Source organism: Aeromicrobium sp. Leaf289 (assembly GCF_001423335.1).
Classification (GTDB): Bacteria; Actinomycetota; Actinomycetes; order Propionibacteriales; family Nocardioidaceae; genus Aeromicrobium.
In genome coordinates this window covers 433,219-453,823 of sequence record NZ_LMNK01000004.1, presented here as the reverse complement: position 1 = coordinate 453,823, position 20,605 = coordinate 433,219, and the positions used below count along the sequence as shown (strand labels likewise).

Annotated in this window: 16 protein-coding genes; 3 read left to right on the top strand and 13 right to left on the bottom strand. The window is 73.6% G+C overall.

Annotation, left to right across the window (positions count from 1 at the left end; genetic code table 11):
* Positions 1–71 precede the first annotated feature (71 nt).
* From ASF37_RS14740 to ASF37_RS17675, 3 genes are all read left to right on the top strand, one after another.
* On the top strand, positions 72–1,628 hold the full coding sequence (locus ASF37_RS14740; protein ID WP_162239962.1) for an ATP-binding protein: 1,557 nt from the start codon (positions 72–74) through the stop codon (positions 1,626–1,628).
* Positions 1,625–2,290, top strand: coding sequence for a response regulator (locus tag ASF37_RS14735; RefSeq protein WP_082480850.1), 666 nt, complete (start codon positions 1,625–1,627; stop codon positions 2,288–2,290). The genes ASF37_RS14740 and ASF37_RS14735 overlap by 4 nt, the downstream gene beginning before the upstream one ends.
* A gap of 94 nt (positions 2,291–2,384) precedes the next feature.
* Positions 2,385–2,516, top strand: a complete 132-nt coding sequence (locus tag ASF37_RS17675; RefSeq protein WP_255353835.1) for a hypothetical protein — start codon at positions 2,385–2,387, stop codon at positions 2,514–2,516.
* Between the two features lie 31 nt (positions 2,517–2,547).
* On the opposite strand, the gene ASF37_RS14730 is transcribed toward ASF37_RS17675, so the two are convergent.
* The 13 genes from ASF37_RS14730 to pheT all read right to left on the bottom strand — a co-directional run bounded on the left by ASF37_RS14730 (position 2,548) and on the right by pheT (position 20,605).
* Positions 2,548–3,123: a DNA-3-methyladenine glycosylase gene (locus ASF37_RS14730; protein WP_055970341.1), complete on the bottom strand. Its 576-nt coding sequence runs from the start codon at positions 3,121–3,123 to the stop codon at positions 2,548–2,550.
* On the bottom strand, positions 3,120–4,433 hold the full coding sequence (locus ASF37_RS14725) for a M1 family metallopeptidase (protein WP_056581355.1): 1,314 nt from the start codon (positions 4,431–4,433) through the stop codon (positions 3,120–3,122). The genes ASF37_RS14730 and ASF37_RS14725 overlap by 4 nt, the downstream gene beginning before the upstream one ends.
* Entirely contained in the window at positions 4,430–8,308 is a 3,879-nt protein-coding gene (locus ASF37_RS14720; RefSeq protein WP_056581352.1) for a Pls/PosA family non-ribosomal peptide synthetase, read from the bottom strand. Before ASF37_RS14720 ends, ASF37_RS14725 begins: the two co-directional genes overlap by 4 nt.
* A gap of 67 nt (positions 8,309–8,375) precedes the next feature.
* Complete coding sequence (locus tag ASF37_RS17635; RefSeq protein WP_055970347.1) at positions 8,376–8,618, bottom strand: DivIVA domain-containing protein; 243 nt, start codon at positions 8,616–8,618, stop codon at positions 8,376–8,378.
* Positions 8,615–10,057 carry an argininosuccinate lyase gene (gene argH / locus ASF37_RS14710; RefSeq protein WP_082506541.1) on the bottom strand — a complete coding sequence of 481 codons (1,443 nt, stop codon included), beginning with the start codon at positions 10,055–10,057 and terminating at the stop codon, positions 8,615–8,617. Before argH ends, ASF37_RS17635 begins: the two co-directional genes overlap by 4 nt.
* The gene (locus tag ASF37_RS14705; protein ID WP_055970349.1) at positions 10,054–10,593 is read right to left on the bottom strand and encodes an arginine repressor; all 540 of its coding nucleotides are present in this window, start codon (positions 10,591–10,593) and stop codon (positions 10,054–10,056) included. Before ASF37_RS14705 ends, argH begins: the two co-directional genes overlap by 4 nt.
* A 7-nt stretch (positions 10,594–10,600) precedes the next feature.
* Complete coding sequence (gene argF, locus ASF37_RS14700) at positions 10,601–11,524, bottom strand: ornithine carbamoyltransferase (RefSeq protein WP_055970352.1); 924 nt, start codon at positions 11,522–11,524, stop codon at positions 10,601–10,603.
* Positions 11,521–12,768 (bottom strand): acetylornithine transaminase, encoded by a 1,248-nt coding sequence (locus ASF37_RS14695; RefSeq protein WP_082480848.1) that lies wholly within the window; start codon positions 12,766–12,768, stop codon positions 11,521–11,523. Before ASF37_RS14695 ends, argF begins: the two co-directional genes overlap by 4 nt.
* Complete coding sequence (gene argB, locus ASF37_RS14690; RefSeq protein WP_082480847.1) at positions 12,765–13,775, bottom strand: acetylglutamate kinase; 1,011 nt, start codon at positions 13,773–13,775, stop codon at positions 12,765–12,767. The genes ASF37_RS14695 and argB overlap by 4 nt, the downstream gene beginning before the upstream one ends.
* Positions 13,776–13,783: 8 nt before the next feature.
* A complete protein-coding gene (gene argJ, locus ASF37_RS14685; protein ID WP_056581349.1) occupies positions 13,784–14,986 on the bottom strand; it encodes a bifunctional glutamate N-acetyltransferase/amino-acid acetyltransferase ArgJ in 1,203 nt (400 codons plus the stop codon).
* Between the two features lie 118 nt (positions 14,987–15,104).
* Complete coding sequence (gene argC, locus ASF37_RS14680; protein WP_056581346.1) at positions 15,105–16,163, bottom strand: N-acetyl-gamma-glutamyl-phosphate reductase; 1,059 nt, start codon at positions 16,161–16,163, stop codon at positions 15,105–15,107.
* A 43-nt stretch (positions 16,164–16,206) separates the two neighbouring features.
* Positions 16,207–17,640 carry an argininosuccinate synthase gene (argG, locus tag ASF37_RS14675; protein WP_056581343.1) on the bottom strand — a complete coding sequence of 478 codons (1,434 nt, stop codon included), beginning with the start codon at positions 17,638–17,640 and terminating at the stop codon, positions 16,207–16,209.
* Between the two features lie 451 nt (positions 17,641–18,091).
* Complete coding sequence (pheT, locus tag ASF37_RS14670) at positions 18,092–20,605, bottom strand: phenylalanine--tRNA ligase subunit beta (RefSeq protein WP_056554970.1); 2,514 nt, start codon at positions 20,603–20,605, stop codon at positions 18,092–18,094.

Genomic DNA, 20,605 nt, shown 5'->3' with positions numbered 1-20,605 from the left:
GGCCTGCGTCACGATTGGGTGCGCAAAGGAGGTTGTGTTCGTTGTGGTCGCCGCGACCGGGTCGACGTACGTTGGCCGGTCAGTTCCTCGTCCTCCAGCTCGCCGTCGTCGCGCTCGTGCTGGTGATCGTCGGCGTGCTCTCCTTCCAGCAGGCCACCCGGTCCTTCGAGGACGACCGCGGGGCGCGGCTGCGGTCCGCCGCCGAGTACCTCGCCAACGTGGCGGTCGTGCGGGACCGGGTCGGGTCGACCGACGCGGCGCGCGAGCTCGCTCCGGCGGTCGACCGGGCGGTCTCGCTCTCCGGTGCCGACGTGGCCTCCGTGGTCGACCGGCGGGGGAAGGTGGTGGCGTCCACGCGACCGGCTCTCGTCGGGACGACCGCCGCGCTCGGCGACAGCAGGGTCCTCGAGGGACGGGGCTGGACCGGGTCGGTGACGACCGACCGTGCCCGCGTGCTGACCGGGCACGCACCCGTCCTCGACGACGAGGGGACCTTCGCCGGAGCCGTGCTGGTCGAGCAGACGTACCCCTCCTCCTGGCAACGGGCCAGCAACGCGGCACCGGACCTCGCGCTGTTCCTCGGCGTGGGCGCCGGCCTCGGCATCCTGGGGTCCTGGGCCGTCTCCCGCATCGTCCGCCACCGCACGCGCGGACTCGGGACCCGCGACTTCGCGAGGCTCGCCGACCACCGCCAGGCCCTGCTGCACAGCATCCGCGAGGGTGTCCTCGGTCTCGACCCGGCCGGCCGGGTGACCATGGTCAACGACGCGGCCCTGGAGCTGCTCGGGCTGCACGATGCCTCCCTCGGCCGCTCGGTGGGCGACCTCGGGCTCGAGCCGCACCTCGCGCAGCTGCTCGTCGATCCCGCCGACGCCAGCGACCTCGTGGTGGTCACCGGCCAACGCGTCCTGGTGCTGAACCGACGTCGCGCGGCGACCCGTGACGAGGGGGTCGGCAGCGTCGTGACGATGCGCGACCGCACCGAGCTCGTGGCGGTGCAGCAGCAGCTGGGTTCCAACCTGTCGATCACGGACGCTCTGCGCGCCCAGACGCACGAGTTCGCGAACCAGCTGCACACGATCTCCGGACTGCTGGAGCTGGACGAGCCGGACGAGGCGCGGGCCCTGGTGACCCGCATCGTCGGCGTCCGCGCCGACCGCGAGAGCGACGTCGCCGACCACGTCGAGGACCCGGCGACGGCCGCGTTGCTCATCGCCAAGAGCAGCCAGGCCGACGAGGCGGGCGTGCTGCTCGAGATCGCGCCGGACTGCGAGGTCCCGCCGCTGCCTCCCGACCTCTCGGCCGACACGACGACGATCCTGGGCAACCTGGTCGACAACGCCATCGACGCCTGCCGGGGACGGACCCAGGCCCGCGTCCGGCTCGACGCACGCGCGGACGACACCGCGCTCGTGATCGAGGTCGAGGACTCCGGCGACGGGGTCCCCCGCGACCTGCGCGAGACCGTGTTCGTCCGAGGGTTCTCGACGAAGCCGGAGGTCCTCGGCGGCCGCGGGATCGGCCTCGCGCTGGTGCGTCTGCTGTGCGAGCGACGGGGCGGGTCGGTGACGATCGACGAGGCGCGGCCTAGCCTGTTCCGCGTGGTGCTGCCCTGGGAGTCCTCGTGACGTCGGTCCTCGTCGTCGACGACGACTTCATGGTGGCCCGTCTACACGCCCGGTTCGTGGAGCTGGCGGACGGGTTCGAGGTGGTGGGCGTCGCCGCCAACGGCCAGGAGGCGTTGCGGCTCGCCGCGGACCTGGACCCCGACCTGGTGCTGCTCGACGTCCACCTCCCCGACCTGGGCGGACTCGAGGTGCTGGCGCGGCTGCGCGAGGAGGGCAGTCGCGCCGGGGTCGTCATGGTGACGGCCGAGCGGGAGGCCGACACGGTGCGGGCCGCACTCGCCGGCGGTGCCATGCAGTACGTGGTCAAGCCGTTCGAGCAGCAGGACCTCGTGGAGCGCCTGCACCGCGTGCGAGGCGCACTGCGCGCTCTCGGCGACGGGGAGACCGACCAGGAGGCGATCGATCGGGCCTTCGGCGCGGCGCGCGCCTCCTCGGGCGCGGCCGCGCTGCCCAAGGGGCTGAGCCGCGAGACGGCCCGACTCGTGGAGGGGCTGCTCGACGGGAGCGACGACCTGTCCGCGACCGACGCGGCCGAGCGGCTGGGGCTCGCCCGCGTCACCGCCCGTCGCTACCTCGAGCACTTCGTCGGCACGGGCCAGGCGCAGGTCAGGTTGCGCTACGGCGGTGCGGGTCGGCCGGAACGCCGCTACCGGCGGGCCTGACGGCCTGCTCGAGGGTCGCACGCGGGACCTTCGACCCAGGTCAGTCGGGCCTTTCTCCTTCCCAATGCCGAGGACCTGTGGCAGGCTTCACCGCATGCAGCCCGTCGCCACGCTCCCCCGGACGCAGGTCGTCGCGCGTCCGCACGCCGGCTGGTCCGTCGTCAGCGCGATCTTCGTCGGGGCCTTCGTCGCCCTCGACCGGCTGCTCGAGCGCCTCGGTCACTGACGCGAGCAGAACCCGGCAGGACCGTCCTCGATCACGGCCGCGGGGCACGCGGGGAACGCCGGTAGGCCGAGACCGTCGGGTCCCCCGCGATCCAGAACCGCCACGGCACGTCGGCCGCCTTCGCCACGCCCACGCGCGGCCCCTGCGCCACGTCGATCTCGACGCCGCGCTCCGGCCCCAGGTGCACGCCCGACGACGGGTCCAGCAGGTCGCTGCCCAGGTCCGCGGCGCTGATGCCCAGGGCCCGGGCCAGGTTCCCCGGTCCGCGGGCGAGCCGATGATCGGCCACCTCGCCCCGTCGCCGTCTCGCCACGTCCGTGCCGTGGACGACCTCGCCGGCCCGCACCAGCACCGCGGCGGCCTGCTCCGTCGGACCGGTCACGACGTTCGCGCACCAGTGGATCCCGTAGGACCGGTAGACGTAGAGCCGCCAGGGCGGGCCGTACATGATCTCCGAACGCTCCGTCCGGGTGTAGGCGTGCGACGCGGGGTCCAGCACGCCCCCGTAGGCCTCGACCTCGGTGATGCGCACCGTCACGTCGTGCCCGTGGAGCTCACGTCCCAGCAGGCCCACGGCCCGTGCGCCGACGTCGTCCGTGCCGCTCACGGCAGGTCCGGGAGGTCGGTGCCTCTCACCCAGGCGTCGAACAGGTCGGTGCGGGGCGAGCCGGTGACGTCGGTGACGACCTGCTCGAGGTCGGCCGTGGTGGCGTTGGAGTACCGGAACCGGTCGGTCCAGGTGCGCAGGACGTCGAAGAACGCGTCGTCGCCGACGGTCCTGCGCAGGGCGTGCAGGGCGAGGGCGCCGCGCTTGTAGAGGCGGTCGTCGAACATGAGGTCCGGGCCCGGGTCGGCGAGCAGGAGGTCCTGGTCCTTCTCGGCGAGCCTCGCGTGGTGGTGCGCGGCCTGCTCGTCGGCGCTCTCGCGCCCGGACTCCTCCGACCACAGCCACTCGGCGTAGCAGGCGAAGCCCTCGTGCAGCCAGATGTCGTTCCAGTGGCCGAGGGTGACGCTGTTGCCGAACCACTGGTGGGCCAGCTCGTGCGCGATGAGCCGTTGGGCGTCCCAGCCGTCGTGCAGCAGGTTCGGCCCGAAGATCGAGAGTCCCTGCGCCTCGAGCGGGATCTCGAGGTCGTCGGGCGTCACCACCGCGAGGTAGCGGCCGAACGGGTACGGCCCGAAGACGCCGTGGAAGTAGGCCACCATCGCCGGCTGGTCGGCGAGCGCGGCCACGGCCTGCTCGCGGCGGTCGGGCGGGACCACGATGCCCACGGGCACCGGCGACGTGGCCTGGTCGACCTGGACGAAGTCGCCCACGTGCACCGTGGCGAGGTAGGTGGCCATGGGCTCGGGCTGGTCGAAGACCTGGACCGTGCGTCCGGCGGTGCGGCGGGTCTCCCCCGGCAGGCCGTTGGCGACGACGCTGAAGGCCTGCGGCACCGAGAGCTCCATCCGGAACGGCGCCTTGACCGACGGCAGGTCGTTGCACGGGAACCACGAGGGCGCGCCGTGCGGCTGCGACGCCACGATCGATCCCTCCTCCAGCTCCTCCCAGCCGGCGTCGCCGTCGAGGCCTCGCATGGGGTGCGGACGGCCGCCGTAGGCGACGAGCACCTCGGCCTCCTCGCCGGCGGCCAGCTCGTGGCCGACCTCGACGGACACCCAGGCCCGGTGCTGCCGGTACGTGGCGCGGACGCCGTCGACCAGCACCTTCTGCACGCGCAGGTCGTTGAGGTCGAGACGCAGCCGCCGCAGCGGCTCCACGGCCCGGACCTGGAGGACGGCGGTGCCGGTCAGGCGGTTGGACTCGGGCACGTAGTCGACCACGAGGTCGTAGTGCGTGACCGTGTACGTCGGGTCGCCGTGGTGCGGGACGTAGCGCTCGTCGACGGATCCGTCGCCGGAGCCGCGCTTCACGCGGGTGCCGTCGCGTCGGTCCAGGGCCCGATCGGGTTGCCGACCCAGCTGGTCCCGGCCGGGACGTGCTCACCGCGCATCACCAGCGATCCCGGCCCGACGCGGGCGTGGCGCCCGATCCGCGCAGCAGGAAGCACCACGCCGTGGGGGCCGAGCGTGGCCCCTGCATCCAGCCGCACCTCGTCCATGCTGAGTATCCGATCATGGAAGAGGTGGGTCTGCACCACGCACCCCCGGTTGACCGTCGCACCGTCGCCGACCGTCACCAGGTCGGGCTCGGGCCACCAGTACGTCTCGCACCAGACACCGCGTCCGACCCGGGCGCCGAGGCTGCGCAGCCACCACGGCAGCGCCGCGGTCCCGAGGGCCCATCGGCAGAACCACGGCGCGGCCACGACCTCCACGAACGTGTCGGCCAGCTCGTTGCGCCACACGAACCCGCTCCAGAGCGGGTGCTCGGTGACCCGGACGCGGCCCACCAGGATCCACTTGGCCGCCGTCGCCACGGCGGCCGCGACGAGGCCCACGACCAGCAGCACCGGACCGGCCACCAGCACGGCCGGCCACCAGCCCGCGGTGTCGGCCACGAGCAGGAGGGCAGCGGCGGCGGTGAGGCCGAGCGCGGCCGACGCCACGACGGCCAGCACGCGGCAGAGCTCGAGGGCGCCCCGCGCGACGCGCAGACGTCGGCCCGGTTCGTAGGTGCGGCCCTCGTCGACGTCGCCGACGACCCGCCGCAGCTTGGTGGGCGGGCTCCCGAGCCAGGAGGACCCCTTCTTCGCCTTGGCGCGCCGCGGTGCCGCCGACAGCACCGCCACGAGGCCGCGGGCGGGGACCTTCCGGCCGGGTGCGGCCATGCCGGAGTTGCCGACGAAGGCACGCCGGCCGACCTTGACCTGCTCGACGCGCAGCCAGCCGCCTCCCAGCTCGTACATGCCGAGCATCGTGTCGTCGGCGAGGAAGGCACCGTCACCGACCGACGTGAGCGTCGGCAGCATCAGGACCGTCGAGGCCTCGACGTCGCGACCGACGTCGGCGCCGAGCGCCCGCAGCCAGACCGGGGTCAGGCTGCTCGAGTACAGCGGGAACAGCCACTCGCGGGCACTGTCCAGCACGCGCAGCACCGTCCAGGCGCTCCACGCGGCTCGGCCGTGGATCGGGTGCACCCCCGCGACCACCCCGCGCGAGGCCAGCCTGACGACGGCCCACACGAGTCCGGCCAGCACCGGGAGGGACAGCACCGCCACGAGCGGGAGCAGCAGGGCGAGCTGCGTGAGCGCCGCGACCAGGGCGTCCGGCCGGCCGCCGACCGTCCAGGCCGCACCCACGACGGCGACCGCGGTGAGGCCGACCGCGACCACCGGCACGGCCGACAGGGCCGCCCCGGTGAGCGCGTAGGCGGTGGGCCAGCCGCGCCGGCGCGGGGCCGTGTGACGCTCGGCCGGACCACGCGCCTCCCCGACGCGCACGGACGGCGCGCCCGAGACGTAGACGTCGTCGGGGACGTCCGCGAGCACCGTGGACCCCGCGCCGACCTCGGCGCCCCGTCCGACCACGACACCCGGACCCAGGGTGCTGCGGACGCCGACGCGCGCCTCGGCCCGCACGCGCACCGGGCCGACGACCAACCGGTCGCCGTCGACCCAGTGGCCCGACAGGTCCGTCTCCGGCTCGACGGTGGATCCGCGCCCCAGGGTCAGCAGCCCGGTGAGGGACGGCATGGCGTGCAGGTCGACGCCCTCCCCCACCTTGGCGCCGAGCAGGCGCGCGAACAGGCTGAGCGCCCCGACGCCGGCGAGCGACCCGACGCGCAGCTCCTCGACGACGCGCTCGGCGGCCCAGAGTCGACGGTGGACACGCCCGCCACGCGGATGGGTGCCGGGCGTGAGCGGACGCAGCAGGAGCCGCACCAGCCCTGCGGCCAGCAGCGCCCGCACGGGCGGGAGCAGCACCAGGACCGCGCAGGCCGCCGCCGGCCAGCCCGGCTCCGGCCACCAGGGTGCGCCGGTGCCGACCGCGAGCACCTGGACGCCGACGAGGAGCCAGGCGATCCAGACGAGCCCGCCTAGCGCCCGCAGGGGCAGCAGGAGCAGCAGCTGGGCGAGCGCGGACCGGCGCGGCACGGGACGCACCTCGCGCGCCTGCACGACCGCCGGGGTCGTCAGGGTGTCCAGCCGGGCGGCGAGCGCACCCACGGTCGGGGCCTCGTACACGTCGGCGACGGTCACCTCCGGGTGTGTCTCGCGCAACCGGGCCACGAGCTGGGCCGCCGTCAGGCTCGACCCTCCGGCCTCGAAGAAGTCGTCGCCGGGCCCGTCGACGGCCGAGCCGAGGATCCGGGTCCAGGCGTCGGCCACCAGCGCGGCCGTCCCGTCGAGGGCCGTGGTCGTCGTCGACTCCAGCGGCCACGGCAGCGCGTCGCGGTCGACCTTCCCCGAGGTGCGGACGGGGATCGCGTCGACGACGGCGATCCGCGGCACGGACGCGGCAGGGAGCCGCTCGCGCAGCAGCGGCCGGGAGGCCTTGGCGTCGAAGCCCGCGTCGGCCACCACGTAGCCCACGAGCACGCTGTTGCCGGCCTCCGAGCGGCGGACGGCCGCGGCCGCCGCCTCGACGCCGGGCAGGGCCAGCAGCGCGTTGTCCACCTCGCCCAGCTCGATCCGACGGCCGCCGATCTTGACCTGGTCGTCGGCCCGTCCGGCGAAGAGCAGACCGTCCTCGTCGAGCACGACGCGGTCACCGCTGCGGTAGGCGCGCTCCCAGCCGAGCGAGGGCATCGGCGCGTAGGTGGCGGCGTCCTTCTCGGGGTCGAGGTAGCGGGCGAGCCCGACCCCGCCGATGACGAGCTGCCCGGTCTCCCCCGGCGGCACGGGCTGCTCCTGGTCGTCGACGACCGCGAGGTCCCATCCCTCCAGCGGCAGTCCGATGCGCACGGGCTCGCCGGGCTGCAGGCGCGCGCCGCACGCCACCACCGTGGCCTCCGTCGGTCCGTACGTGTTCCACACCTCGCGCTCGGCGGTGGCGAAGCGCTCGCCGATCTCCGGTGGGCACGCCTCGCCGCCGAGGATCAGCAGCCGCACCGCGTCGAGGGCCGACGGCGGCCACATGAGCACGAGGGTGGGCACGGTGGACACCACGCTGACGTCGTTGGCGACCAGCCACGGGGCGAGGTCGGCGCCGCTGCGGACGAGCGAGCGCGGCGCAGGGACGAGGCACGCGCCGTGCCCCCACGCCAACCACATCTCCTCGCAGGAGGCGTCGAAGGCGACGGACAGGCCGGCCATCACGCGGTCGCCGGGACCGAGCGGGGCGTCCTGGCAGAACAGCACCGACTCGGCGTCGACGAACGCAGCGGCGGAGCGGTGCGTGACGGCGACGCCCTTCGGCGTGCCGGTGGAGCCCGACGTGAAGATGATCCAGGCGTCGTCCTCGAGCCGCGGCGGCTCGACCGCGCCGGACCCGCGCACCTCGTCCCGGAGGCGGCGCACGACGAGGCCGTCGGTCACGACCGCGTCGGCCTGGGCCTCGCGCAGCACCGTGGCCGCGCGCTCCGGCGGGTCGTCGACGTCGATCGGCACGTAGGCCGCCCCCGCGAGGAGGACGCCCAGGATGGCGACGTGCAGGTCCGTCGTCCCCGAGGGCACGCGCACCCCGACCCGGGCTCCGCGGCCGACACCGACCGAGCCCAGCTCGTCCGCGAGGGCACCGGCGGTCTCGAGCAGCTGGTCGTAGGTCAGCACGACGTCGCCGCACGCGAGGGCGGGCTCGCTGCCGTGGGCGTCGGCCGTCGCGGTCAGGACGTCCACGAGGGTCCGAGGAGGTGCGGCGCGGCCCGACCGCAGGAACGTGGCCGGGACCCTCACGCTGTCGAGCACCCGCGCATGCTGCCGGACCCCCGTGAACGGTCGGTGAACGACGTGGACCCGGCGAGCGGGACCTCGATCAGGCGCGGGGCGAGCCCCGCTCCGCCCGGGCGTGCAGTGCGTCGAGGTGGGCGTCCACGGCGCCCATGTCGTAGCCCTGGCGGAGTCGCACGGGGGTGAAGCGCGCCTCGCGGATCAGGGCGGCGACCGAGCCGTCCGCTCGGCCGGTCACCCTCGGCTCGACGTCGGCGAGGAAGGCGTCCACCTCCCCCGCGTCGTACCCCTCGCGGAACCGGACGAGCGGGAAGCGCGGGGCCGTCACTGCGCCACCCGCGCCCGGACCTCGGCGAGCTGCTCCGTGACCCGGACGAGCGCGGTGCCGCCGCGGCCGTCTCGCGAGGTGATGGAGCCCTCGAGCGACAGGACGCTGCGCACGCCGGGCGTGAGGTGGGGCGAGATGCGGGCGAAGTCGTCGTCACTGAGGTCCCACAGCTCGATCCCTCGGCGCTCGCACTCCTGCACGCACGCCCCCGAGAGCTCGTGCGCGACGCGGAACGGCACACCCTCACGGACGAGCCACTCGGCGATGTCGGTGGCCAGCGCGAACCCCTGGGGAGCCAGGGCGGCCATGCGCTCGGTGTGGAACGTGAGCGTGCGGACCATGCCGGTGAAGGCGGGCAGCAGGACCTCGAGGGTGTCGACGGAGTCGAAGACCGGCTCCTTGTCCTCCTGGAGGTCGCGGTTGTAGGCCAGCGGCAGGGCCTTCAGCGTGGCCAGCAGCCCGGTGAGGTTGCCGATCAGCCGACCGGCCTTCCCGCGGGCGAGCTCGGCGATGTCGGGGTTCTTCTTCTGCGGCATGATGCTCGACCCCGTCGAGTACCCGTCGTCGAGCGTGACGAAGTCGAACTCCTTGGTGTTCCAGAGGATGATCTCCTCGGCCAGCCGGGAGACGTCGACACCCACCTGGGCGAGGACGAAGGCCAGCTCCGCCACGAAGTCGCGTGCGGCCGTGCCGTCGATCGAGTTGGCGGTGGAGCCGGTGAACCCCAGGCTCGCCGCGACCTTCTCGGGGTCCAGCCCGAGCGAGGACCCGGCCAGCGCGCCCGACCCGTACGGCGAGTCGTCGGCCACGCGGTCGTCCCAGTCGGCGAGGCGGTCGAGGTCGCGCACCAGCGGCCACGCGTGCGCCAGGAGGTGGTGCGACAGCAGGACCGGCTGGGCGTGCTGCAGGTGGGTGCGTCCCGGCATGGGCGCACCGAGGTGCTGCTCGGCCTGGTCCGCCAGGGCGGTCACCAGGTCCCGGAGCAGGTCGCCGATCCGGTGGGCGTGCTCGCGCAGGTAGATCTTGAACAGCGTGGCGACCTGGTCGTTGCGGGAGCGACCCGCCCGCAGGCGTCCGCCGAGATCGGGCCCGAGTCGCTCGACGAGCCCGCGCTCCAGCGCCGAGTGCACGTCCTCGTCACCCGGGTCGGCCGTGAACGCGCCCGAGGCGACGTCGGCGTCGAGCGCGTCGATCCCCTGGAGCATCGCGGCCAGGTCGTCGTCGGTCAGCAGGCCTGCGGCGTGCAGCACCTGGGCGTGCGCCCGCGAGCCACGCAGGTCGTACGGAGCGAGCCGCCAGTCGAAGTGCGTCGAGCGCGAGAGCTCGGTCAGCTCCGGCGACGGGCCGCCGGCGAAGCGACCGCCCCACAGGCGGGAGTCTCCCGTTCCGGCGTCGTCGCCCGCGGCTGGGCGGGTCAGGTCGTCGTCGGTGTCGCTCATGGTGTCCCCTCGCTCGTGGATCGGGTGTCGGTGGGGAGCTCGGCGAGCTCGGTGAACCGGGCCGCGACGGCGGCGCCGCCGTCCGGGTCACGGCAGATCATCATGACCGTGTCGTCGCCGGCGATGGTGCCCAGCACGTCGGCCTGCCCGGTGTGGTCGACGGCGGAGGCCAGGAACTGCGCCGCGCCGGGCGGCGTGCGCAGCACGACCAGGTTGGCCGACGCCTCGGCCGACACGAGCAGCTCGCGCAGCAACCGCGAGAGGCGCTGCTGCGACGCCGGCCCGTCCTCGGCCGCGCGCGGTGTGCGGTCGCCCCCCTCGGCCGGCACGGCGTACACCAGCGCTCCCGCGGAGTTGCGCACGCGGACGGCGTCGAGGTCGACGAGGTCGCGCGAGACCGTGGAGGCCGTCGCCGTGACGCCGTGCTCCTGCAGCAGCGCGACCAGCTCGGCCTGCGAGCGCACCGCCGTCCGCCCGAGCAGGTCGATGATGAGCCGCTGGCGCGCGGGCTTGGTGTCGGGGATGCTCACGGCCACGCGCTCCTCAGGACCGCTCCAACAGGAAGGCGAGCAGCGCCTTCTGAGCGTGCAGACGGTTCTCGGCCTCGTCCCACACGACGCTGCGGGGTCCCTCCAGCACGTCCTCGGCGATCTCGAGGCCGCGGTAGGCCGGCAGGCAGTGCATGACGATCGCGTCGGGGTCGGCGTGCTCGAGCAGCGCACCCGTGACGGCGTACGGACCGAAGATCGCCTGCCGCTCGGCCTTCTCTGCCTCGTGGCCCATGGAGACCCAGGTGTCGGTGATGACGACGTCGGCACCGGCGACGGCCTCGGCGGGGTCGTCGGTGAGCAGGATCGATCCCCCGGTGGACGCGGCGACCTTCTCGGCGTCCGCGACGACGTGCGCGGCCGGCGCGTACCCGTCGGGCGCACCGATCCGCACGTGCATGCCCGCCACGGCACCGCCCAGCACGTAGGAGTGGGCCATGTTGTTCTCGCCATCCCCGACGTAGGCCACCGTCAGGCCTGCCAGCGGACCCTTGTGCTCGAGCACGGTGAGCCAGTCGGCCAGCAGCTGGCACGGGTGGAAGTCGTCGCTCAGCGCGTTCACGACGGGCACGCCGGCATGCCGGGCCATCTCCTCCAGGCCCGCCTGCGCGTACGTGCGCCACACGACGGCGTCGACCATGCGGCCGAGCACCCGGGCGGTGTCCGCCACCGGCTCGCCCCGGCCCGCCTGCGTGGTGGCCGCGTCGAGGATGACGCAGTGCCCACCCATCTGGGCCACGCCGACGGAGAACGAGACGCGGGTCCGGGTGGACGACTTGTCGAAGACCACCGCGACGGACCGCGGGCCCTCGAGCGGTCGGTGGGCGAAGGGCTCGGCCTTCATCCGCAGCGCGAGCTGCAGCACCTCGGCCTGCTCGGCGGGCGTCAGGTCGTCGTCGCGCAACAGGTGGCGGGTCATGCCAGCACCTCCGCGAGCACCGCCGACAGCGTCGTCGCCGCGTGGGCCGCCTCGGCCTCGGTGAGCACGAGCGGCGGGACGATGCGCAGCCGGTCGGGCGTGGGTGCGTTCAGGACGAGCCCGGCGTCGAGTGCGGCCTTCTGGACGTCGGCCGCGCGGGGCTCGGTGAGCACCACGCCGCGCATGAGGCCGCGGCCGGTGACCTCGACGACCCGGGGGTGCTGCTCGAGCACGGACGCCAGCTGGTCGCCTCGCGCCACGGCGTGCTGGAGCAGTCCATCGGCCTCGATCGTGTCGAGCACTGCGAGCGCCGCGGCGCAGGCCACCGGGTTCCCGCCGAACGTCGTGCCGTGGTTGCCCGGACCGAGGAGCGTGGCGGCCTCGCCGACGCCGATGCACGCACCGATCGGGAACCCGCCGCCGAGACCCTTGGCCAGCGTCACGAGGTCGGGGACGATGCCGGACTCCTGGAACGCGAACCACGCGCCGGTGCGCCCGACACCGGTCTGCACCTCGTCGATCCACAGCAGCGCGCCGTGCTCGTGCGTGACGGCGCGGGCGTGCGCCAGGTACCCGTCGGGCGGCACGACGACGCCCGCCTCGCCCTGGATGGGCTCCAGCAGCACGGCGGCCACGGTGTCGTCGACCGCTGCGGACAGGGCCTCGGCGTCGCCGTAGGGCACCCAGCGCACGTCGCCGGGCAGCGGCTCGAACGGCTCGCGGTAGGCGGCCTTCGACGTGAGCGCGAGCGCGCCCATCGAACGGCCGTGGAAGCTGCCCTCCGCCACGACGACCGTGGTGCGGCCCGTGCGACGGGTCGCCTTGAAGGCGGCCTCGTTGGCCTCGGTGCCGGAGTTGGCGAAGAACGTGCGCACGGGAACGCCGTCGCCCGCGTCGAGCAGGGCGGCGAGGCGCTCGGCGAGGCGCACCTGCGGCTCGGTGGTGAAGAAGTTCGACACGTGGCCGAGGGTGCCCAGCTGCTCGGTGACGGCCTTCACGATCGCCGGGTGGGCGTGTCCGAGGGCGTTGACGGCGATGCCCGCGAGCAGGTCGAGGTAGTGGTTGCCGTCGACGTCCCAGACCGTGCTGCCCTCACCGCGCACGAGCACCCGCTGGGGGTCGCCGAAGGTGTTCATCACCGCGCCGCGGTAGCGCTCGGTCCAGGAGTCGCCGCTCTCGGGGCGACCCTGCGAGGCGAAGGGGAGGTCGGCCCGGGCCGACGTCTGGTCCTGCTGTCCGGTCACGAGGGCTCCTTCGGTGCGCTCGTGGAGTACAGCGCGGTACGGATGCGGGTCTCGACGCCGGGCAGCACCTGGGTGCCGACGCCCTCGTCGGTGAAGATCTCGAGCAGGACGGCGTGCGGCTCGCGGCCGTCGACCACGGTGGCGCCCTTGACGCCGCCCTCGACGGCCTTCAGGCAGGCCGTCATCTTGGGGATCATCCCCGACGCGAGCCCCGGGAGGATCTCGCGCAACGCCTCCGGGGAGATCTCGCCGATGACGTCGGTGCTGTCGGGCCAGTCCCGGTACAGCCCCTCCACATCGGTGAGCACGAGCATCTTCTCGGCGCCGAGCGCGACGGCCAGGGCGGACGCCGCGGTGTCGGCGTTGACGTTGTGGACCTGGCCCGACGCGTCGGGCGCGACGGTGGAGACGACCGGGATCCGCCCGGCGTCGATGAGGTCCTGCACGGCCTCCGGGCGCACGTGGGTGACCTCGCCGACGAGTCCGATGTCGGTCTCGACACCGTCGATCACCGGACGGGTGGTCGTCGCGGTGAACAGACCGGCGTCCTCGCCGGAGAGGCCGACCGCGAGGGCGCCGTGCCGGTTGAGCAGGCCGACGAGCTCACGTCCGACCTGGCCCGTGAGCACCATGCGCACGACGTCCACGGACTCCGGCGTGGTGACCCGCAGGCCACCGCGGAACTCGGACTCGATGCCGAGCCGGTCGAGCATGGAGCTGATCTGCGGTCCGCCGCCGTGGACGACGACCGGCTTGAAGCCGGCGAGGCGCAGGAACACGATGTCCTCCGCGAACGCCTGCTTCAGGGACTCGTCGGTCATGGCGTTGCCGCCGTACTTCACCACCACGACCTTGCCGTGGTAGCGCTTCAGCCACGGCAGGGCGCCGGCGAGGGCGGCGGCCTTCTCGGTGTGCTCCTGCCACTCCTCGCGGCTGTGACCGGCCTCGGGCTCGGCGTCGGCCTGGGTGGCGTCGTCGGTCTGGGGGGTGTCGTCGGGTGTCGTCATGGTGGTCCTCAGGAGGAGTAGGCCGAGTTCTCGTGCACGTAGGCGTGCGTCAGGTCGTTGGTCCAGACCGTGGCAGTGCTCTCGCCCGACTTCAGGTCGATCGTGACCGTCACGGCGCGGTCCTCGAGCGAGACCGCGTCGGGGGACTCGCCCGGTCCGCTGTCGCGGCACACCCAGACTCCGTTGAGGGCGACGTCGAGGTCGGCGGGGTCGAACGTCGCGTCGGTCGTGCCGACGGAGGCGAGGATGCGGCCCCAGTTGGGGTCCTTGCCGTAGATCGCCGTCTTGAACAGGTTGCTGCGCGCCACCGAGCGCGCGACCTCGACAGCGTCGTCCTCGGTCGCGGCGTTGAGGACCTCGATGGCGATCTCGTGGTCGGCACCCTCGGCATCGGCCAGCAGCTGCAGCGCGAGGTCGTGGCACACCGCCGTGACCTGCTCGGTGAGCGCCTCGACGGAAGGCGTCGCACCCGAGGCGCCGCTGGCGAGCAGCAGCACCGTGTCGTTGGTCGACTGGCAGCCGTCGGAGTCGAGCCGGTCGAAGGTCACCCGCGTCGCACCGCGCAGCGCGGTGTCGAGCGTGGCGGCGTCGACGTCGGCGTCGGTGGTGACGACCACGAGCATGGTCGCCAGGGCCGGCGCCAGCATGCCGGCTCCCTTGGCCATGCCGCCGACCGTGAAGGTCCGCCCCTCGGCGTCGCTGCCCTCCGCCGCGGCCTGCTTCGAGACCGAGTCCGTGGTCATGATCGCCGTCGCGGCCGCCGCTCCCCCGTCGTCGGACAGCTCGGCGTGCGCCGCGCGCACGCCGGCCAGCAGGTCGTCGCGGTCGTTCAGCAGACCGATCAGGCCGGTCGAGCACACCTGCACGTCGATGGCCCCGACGGCGCCGTTCTCCGCCCGCGGCCCGGAACCCCCGTCGGACAGGAGCTCCGCGACCAGCTCGGCGGTGGCGTGGGTCAGCTGGAACCCCTCCGCGCCGGTGTAGCAGTTCGCTCCGCCGGAGTTGAGCACGACGGCCCGTGCCGACCCGGTGCGGATCGCCTCGGCGCTCCAGATCACGGGGTTCGCGCGGCAGCGGTTGCTCGTGAAGACGGCGGCAGCGGCGGTCGACGGGCCGTCGTTGACGACCAGCGCCACGTCGGGCGCGCCGGTGGACTTCAGGCCGGCAGCCACGCCGGCTGCCCGGAAGCCTTGCGCACGCGTCACGCTCATGCCGCCACCCCCGAAGGAAGAGCACGGTACGAGAGTGCCGGCATGAGGTGCTCCTCGTTCACGCCCCCAAGCACTCCGCTTCGCTCCGTGCAGGGTGGTGCCCCCAGCTGACGCTCGCTCATGGTGCGACCCCCGTGGTCGTCAGGCCCGTGGTCTCGGGGAGACCCAGGGCGAGGTTCATGGACTGGATGGCGCCGCCGGCGGTGCCCTTGACCAGGTTGTCGATGACGCTCGTCACGACGAGCCGGCCGGCTGCCTCGTCGACGGCGACCTGCAGCTGCGCCGTGTTCGCGCCGAGCGTCGCGGCCGTGGTGGGCCACTGGCCCTCGGGCAGCAGGTGGACGAACGGCTCGCCCTGGCCCGGGCCGCCGTAGGCCTCTTCGTAGACGGCCCGCACCCGAGCCGCGTCGACGCCGTCGGCGAGCCGCGCCGTGGACGTGGCGAGAATGCCGCGGGCCATCGGGACGAGCGTGGGGGTGAACGAGATCGTCACGCCCTCGCCGCCGGCCTTCGTCAGGTTCTGCACGATCTCGGGCACGTGCCGGTGCACACCGCCGACGCCGTAGGGCGAGGCGGCACCCAATCCTTCGGAGGCGAGCAGGTGGGCCTTGGGCGCCTTGCCGGCGCCGGAGAAGCCGTTGGCGAGCACCGCCACGAGGTCGTCGGCCGCCACGATCCCGGCGGAGACGGCCGGCTGCAGGCCGAGGGTCACGGCGGTGACGTTGCAGCCGGGGACGGCGATGCGGCGGACACCGGCGAGGTGGTCACGCTGGTGGCCGGTGCCCACGAACAGCTCGGGCAGGCCGTAGGGCCACGTGCCGGCGTGCTCGCTGCCGTAGAACGCGGTCCAGTCCTCCGCGCTCTCCAGACGGTGGTCGGCGCCGCAGTCGATGACGAGCACGTCGTCACCGAGCTCGGCCGCGATGCGTCCGGACTCGCCGTGCGGCAGGCCGAGGAACACGACGTCGTGCCCGCCGAGCGTGGAGGCGTCGGTCGGCTGGATCACGCGGTCGGCGAGCGACACCAGGTGCGGCTGGTGCTCGCCCAGGCGCGACCCGGCGCTCGACGCGGCGGTGACCGCACCGATCTCGACGTCGGGATGGGCGCTGAGGAGCCGCAGCACCTCGCCGCCGGCATAGCCGCTGGCTCCGGCCACGGCTGCTGTGAAGGTCGTCATCGGTCCACCTTGTCAGGTTCGATCGGTCGGGTGGGCGCGTCGGTCAGTCGGTGCCGAGCTCCATGGCGGCCGCGTCGAGCGCCTGCTCGGTGTCGGACCCGGCCGCCGGGTTGGCCTCGATCCGCATCGCACCACCGGCGGGGAGCTCGCCGAAGAGCGTGCCGTTCTCCACGAGCACCTGGCCCTGGTCGAGCGGCTGACCGGCGTACATCTCGAGCTTCGCGCGGGAGTCGGCGATGTCGAGGTTGCGCATCGTGAGCTGCCCGATCCGGTCGGTCGGACCGAAGACCGCGTTGTCGGTGCGCTCCATCGACAGCTTGTCGGGGTGGTAGGAGAAGTTCTCGCCCTGCGTGTCGAGGATCGAGTAGTCCTCGCCCCGGCGCAGCCGCAGGGTGACGCTGCCGGTGACCAGCGAGGCGATCCAGCGCTCCACCGACTCGCGCAGCATCATCGACTGCGGGTCGAGCCAGCGTCCCTCGTACATGAGCCGCCCGAGCCGACGTCCGTGCGCGTGGAAGTTGGCGAGGGTGTCCTCGTTGTGGATCGCGTTCACGAGCCGCTCGTAGGCGATGTGCAGCAACGCCATGGCCGGGGCCTCGTAGATGCCGCGGCTCTTGGCCTCGATGATCCGGTTCTCGATCTGGTCGGACATGCCGAGCCCGTGGCGGCCGCCGATCGTGTTGGCCGCGTGCACGAGGGCCACGGGGTCGCCGCCGAAGGTGTCGCCGTCGATCGCGACGGGACGCCCGGCCTCGAAGGTGACGGTCACGTCCTCGGTGTCGATGTCGACCGACGGGTCCCAGAACTTGACGCCCATGATCGGCTCGACCGTCTCGAGCGAGACGTCGAGGTGCTCGAGCGTCTTGGCCTCGTGGGTGGCGCCCCAGATGTTGGCGTCGGTGGAGTAGGCCTTCTCCTGGCTGTCCCGGTAGGGCAGGTCCCGCTCGGTCAGCCACTGGCTCATCTCGGTGCGTCCGCCCAGCTCGTGCACGAACTCGGCGTCCAGCCAGGGCTTGTAGATCCGCAGCGCGGGGTTGGCCAGCAGGCCGTACCGGTAGAACCGCTCGATGTCGTTGCCCTTGAACGTGGACCCGTCGCCCCAGATGTCGACGCCGTCCTCGTGCATGGCGCGCACGAGCAGCGTGCCGGTGACGGCACGCCCGAGCGGGGTGGTGTTGAAGTACGTGCGACCGCCGGAGCGGATGTGGAACGCACCGCAGGCGAGCGCCGCCAGGCCCTCCTCGACGAGCGGCTTCTTGATGTCGATGGCCCGGGCCAGCTCCGCGCCGTACTGCATCGCGCGGCCGGGGATGCCCGAGATGTCGGGCTCGTCGTACTGGCCGATGTCGGCGGTGTACGTGCAGGGCACGGCGCCCTTGTCGCGCATCCAGGCGACCGCGACGGAGGTGTCGAGCCCTCCGGAGAAGGCGATGCCGACGCGCTCGCCGACGGGCAGGGAGGTGAGGACCTTGGACATGTCTCACATTCTTGCACAGGTCTGCAAGGTCTTGCAGTGGGGGTGGGCGCGGTGCCGCTGCGGCTCTCACCGACCTGCGGGTGCGCTGCCTCGACACTTCGTGGCCCGGTCTCCGAAAGGCCTCGACCGGACGGACGGTCTGGGGCCGTCCGAGCTCTCGGGCTGCGGGTCTCTCGGCCGTCAGAGGTAGGTGGCACGCGGATTCTGGTCGCCAGAGGTAGGTGGCGCGTCGATTGAAGGCCCCATTCGGCGCGTCACCTACCTCCGCTCCTACGATTCCGCGCGCCACCTACCTCCGCCCCATCCACCGCGCCCGGCCGGATCCCGAGAGCTCGATCGAGCACCGCCCAGCCATCGGTCGAGGCCTTTCGGAGGCCAGGCCCGGGCGAGGGCGTGCCGACGCAGCCGCAGGACGAGACCGACCCAGACCGACGCGACCGCAGGACGGGCGTCAGCGCAGCACGCCCCCCAGCGACTCCCCCGCCGCGACGAGCGCAGCACGGGCCTCGGCGATCTCGGCATCCTTGAGGGTGCGGTCCGGGGCGCGCAGCCGCACTGCGAAGGCGAGAGACTTTTGCCCCTCGGGCACCGGCGCCCCGGTGTACACGTCGAACAGTCGCACCGACTCGACCACCTCGTGGGCCGCGGCGAGCGCGGAGCGCAGGGCCTCGGCCGTCACGCCGGCGTCGACGATGAAGGCGAGGTCCTCCTTGGCCACGGGGTAGGTCGAGAAGTCCGGACGCGGACCGACCTCGGGCGACGCCGCGAGCAGCGCGTCGAGGTCGACCTCGCCCGCCACCGACCGGGCCGGGAGCCCGTACTCCTTGAGCACCGACGGGTGGAGCTCACCCGCGTGCCCGACCACGCGCCCGTCGAGCACCAGCGCGGCGCAACGTCCCTGGTGGAACGGCGCGACCTGGGCCTGCTCGACCGTGAGGTCGACGTGCAGGGCGTCCGCGAGTCGGCGCGCCACCGCGACGGCATCCGCCCAGGTGGCCGCCCGCCCCGGTCCGGCCCAGCCGGAACGCTCCCGCTCCCCGGCCAGGACCCACCCGGCATGGAACGGCTGGTCGGGCAGGGCCGCGTCGAGCGCGGCGATCTCGTCGCTCGTCGGCCTGCGGTCCGTGCCGTAGATCGGCGCTGCGGGAGCGCCGGGGCGTGGGTGGAAGACACGGCCGATCTCGCTGATCTGCACGGCCTCGTGACCGCGGCCGACGTTGAGCGCGGCCGAGCGGAGCAGGCCGACGAGGAGCGTGGTCGTGAGGCCGGGCTCCTGCGCCGACAACGGGTTGGCCAGCCGCACCTGACGGCGACGGACGTCGTCGGCGGGGAGCGCCAGCCGGTCGAGGTCCGCCTCGCCCACGAAGGGCAGGGTGGTGACCTCCACCAGTCCGGCGCCGGCCAGCACGTGGCCTACGCGCCGACGCAGCTCCTGGTGGCGGGTCAGGCCACGACCGCCGGTGGGCGTCGGCAGGACCGACGGCACCTGGTCGTAGCCTGCGGTCCGCAGCGCCTCCTCGACGAAGTCGTAGGGGTCGTTCAGGTCGAAGCGCCAGCTGGGCGGGGTCACGTGGAGGACGTCGCCCTCCCGCTCGACCGTGCAGCCGTTGCGCTCGAACGTGCGCTGGGCGTCGTCGACCGAGATCGGCACGCCACTGATGCGGGCGGGCAGGTCGACGGGGACCGTGACGGCCGTGCGCGCCGGCGGCTCGCCGACCATGGTGGCGCCGGGCTCCAGGGTGCCGCCCCCGAGCTCCACCAGCAGCTCGGCCACGCGGGCCGCCCCGACGAGCGTGAGCTCGGGGTCGACGCCGCGCTCGTAGCGCTTGGCGGCCTCCGAGGGCAGGCGGTGCCGCTTGACGGCCCGGAAGATGGTCACCGGGTCCCAGTACGCGGCCTCGACGACGACGGACGTGCTCGTGTCCGAGAGCTCGGTCGAGGCGCCGCCCATGACACCGGCCAGACCGATGGGACCGGAGTCGTCGGCGATCACGAGGTCCTCGGGCGTGAGCGTCCGCTCGACGTCGTCGAGCGTCGTCAGCGTCTCGCCCGCCTGTGCGCGCCGCACGACGATGTCGCCGCGGACCGTGTCGCGGTCGTAGCAGTGGTTGGGCTGGCCCAGCTCGAGCATCACGTAGTTGGAGACGTCGACGGCCAGGGAGATGGACCGCATGCCGGCGTCGGTGATGCGACGGGCCATCCACGCGGGCGTGGGACGAGTCGGGTCGACGCCCGTGACGACCAGCGTCGTGAAGACCGGGCAGCCCTCGGAGTCCTCGACCCGCACGGGGTACGCGGGCACGTCGGCCGCAGGCATCGGGCGGTCGGCGGGGTCGGTGAACGGCACGTCGAACGCGAGCGCGGCGTCGCGGGCCACGCCGCGCAGGCTGAGGGCGTACGCGCGGTCGGGGTTGACCTCGAGGTCGAGGGTCTGGTCGCCCAGGCCCAGCAGCGCCACGGCGTCGTCGCCCGGCTGCGCCGACCCCTCGGCCAGGACGAGGATGCCGTCGGCGGTGGTCTCGTCGTCGGGCAGGCCGAGCTCCCTGGTGGAGCAGATCATGCCGTCGGAGACGTGGCCGTAGGTCTTGCGCGAGCCGATCTCGAAGCCCAGCTCGGGCAGGTAGGTGCCCGGCAGCGAGACGACCACCAGGTCACCCACGCCGAAGTTGTGCGCACCGCACACGATGCCGCGCGAGGGGACGTCCTCGCCCGGTGCGTCGGGCACCGACGGCTCGTTCCGCTCGGGGCCGACGTCCACGCGGCACCAGTTGATGGTCTTGCCGTTCTTCTGCTCCTCGGGACGCACCTCGAGCACGCGCCCGACCGTGAGCGGCCCGGTGATGCCGCCGCCCACGATCTCCTCGAGCTTGAGGTCGTACATCGTCAGCCGGTCGGCGATCTGCTCGGTCGTCACGGCAGGCGGCAGCTCGACGAGCGACCGCAGCCACTCCACAGGGACACGCAT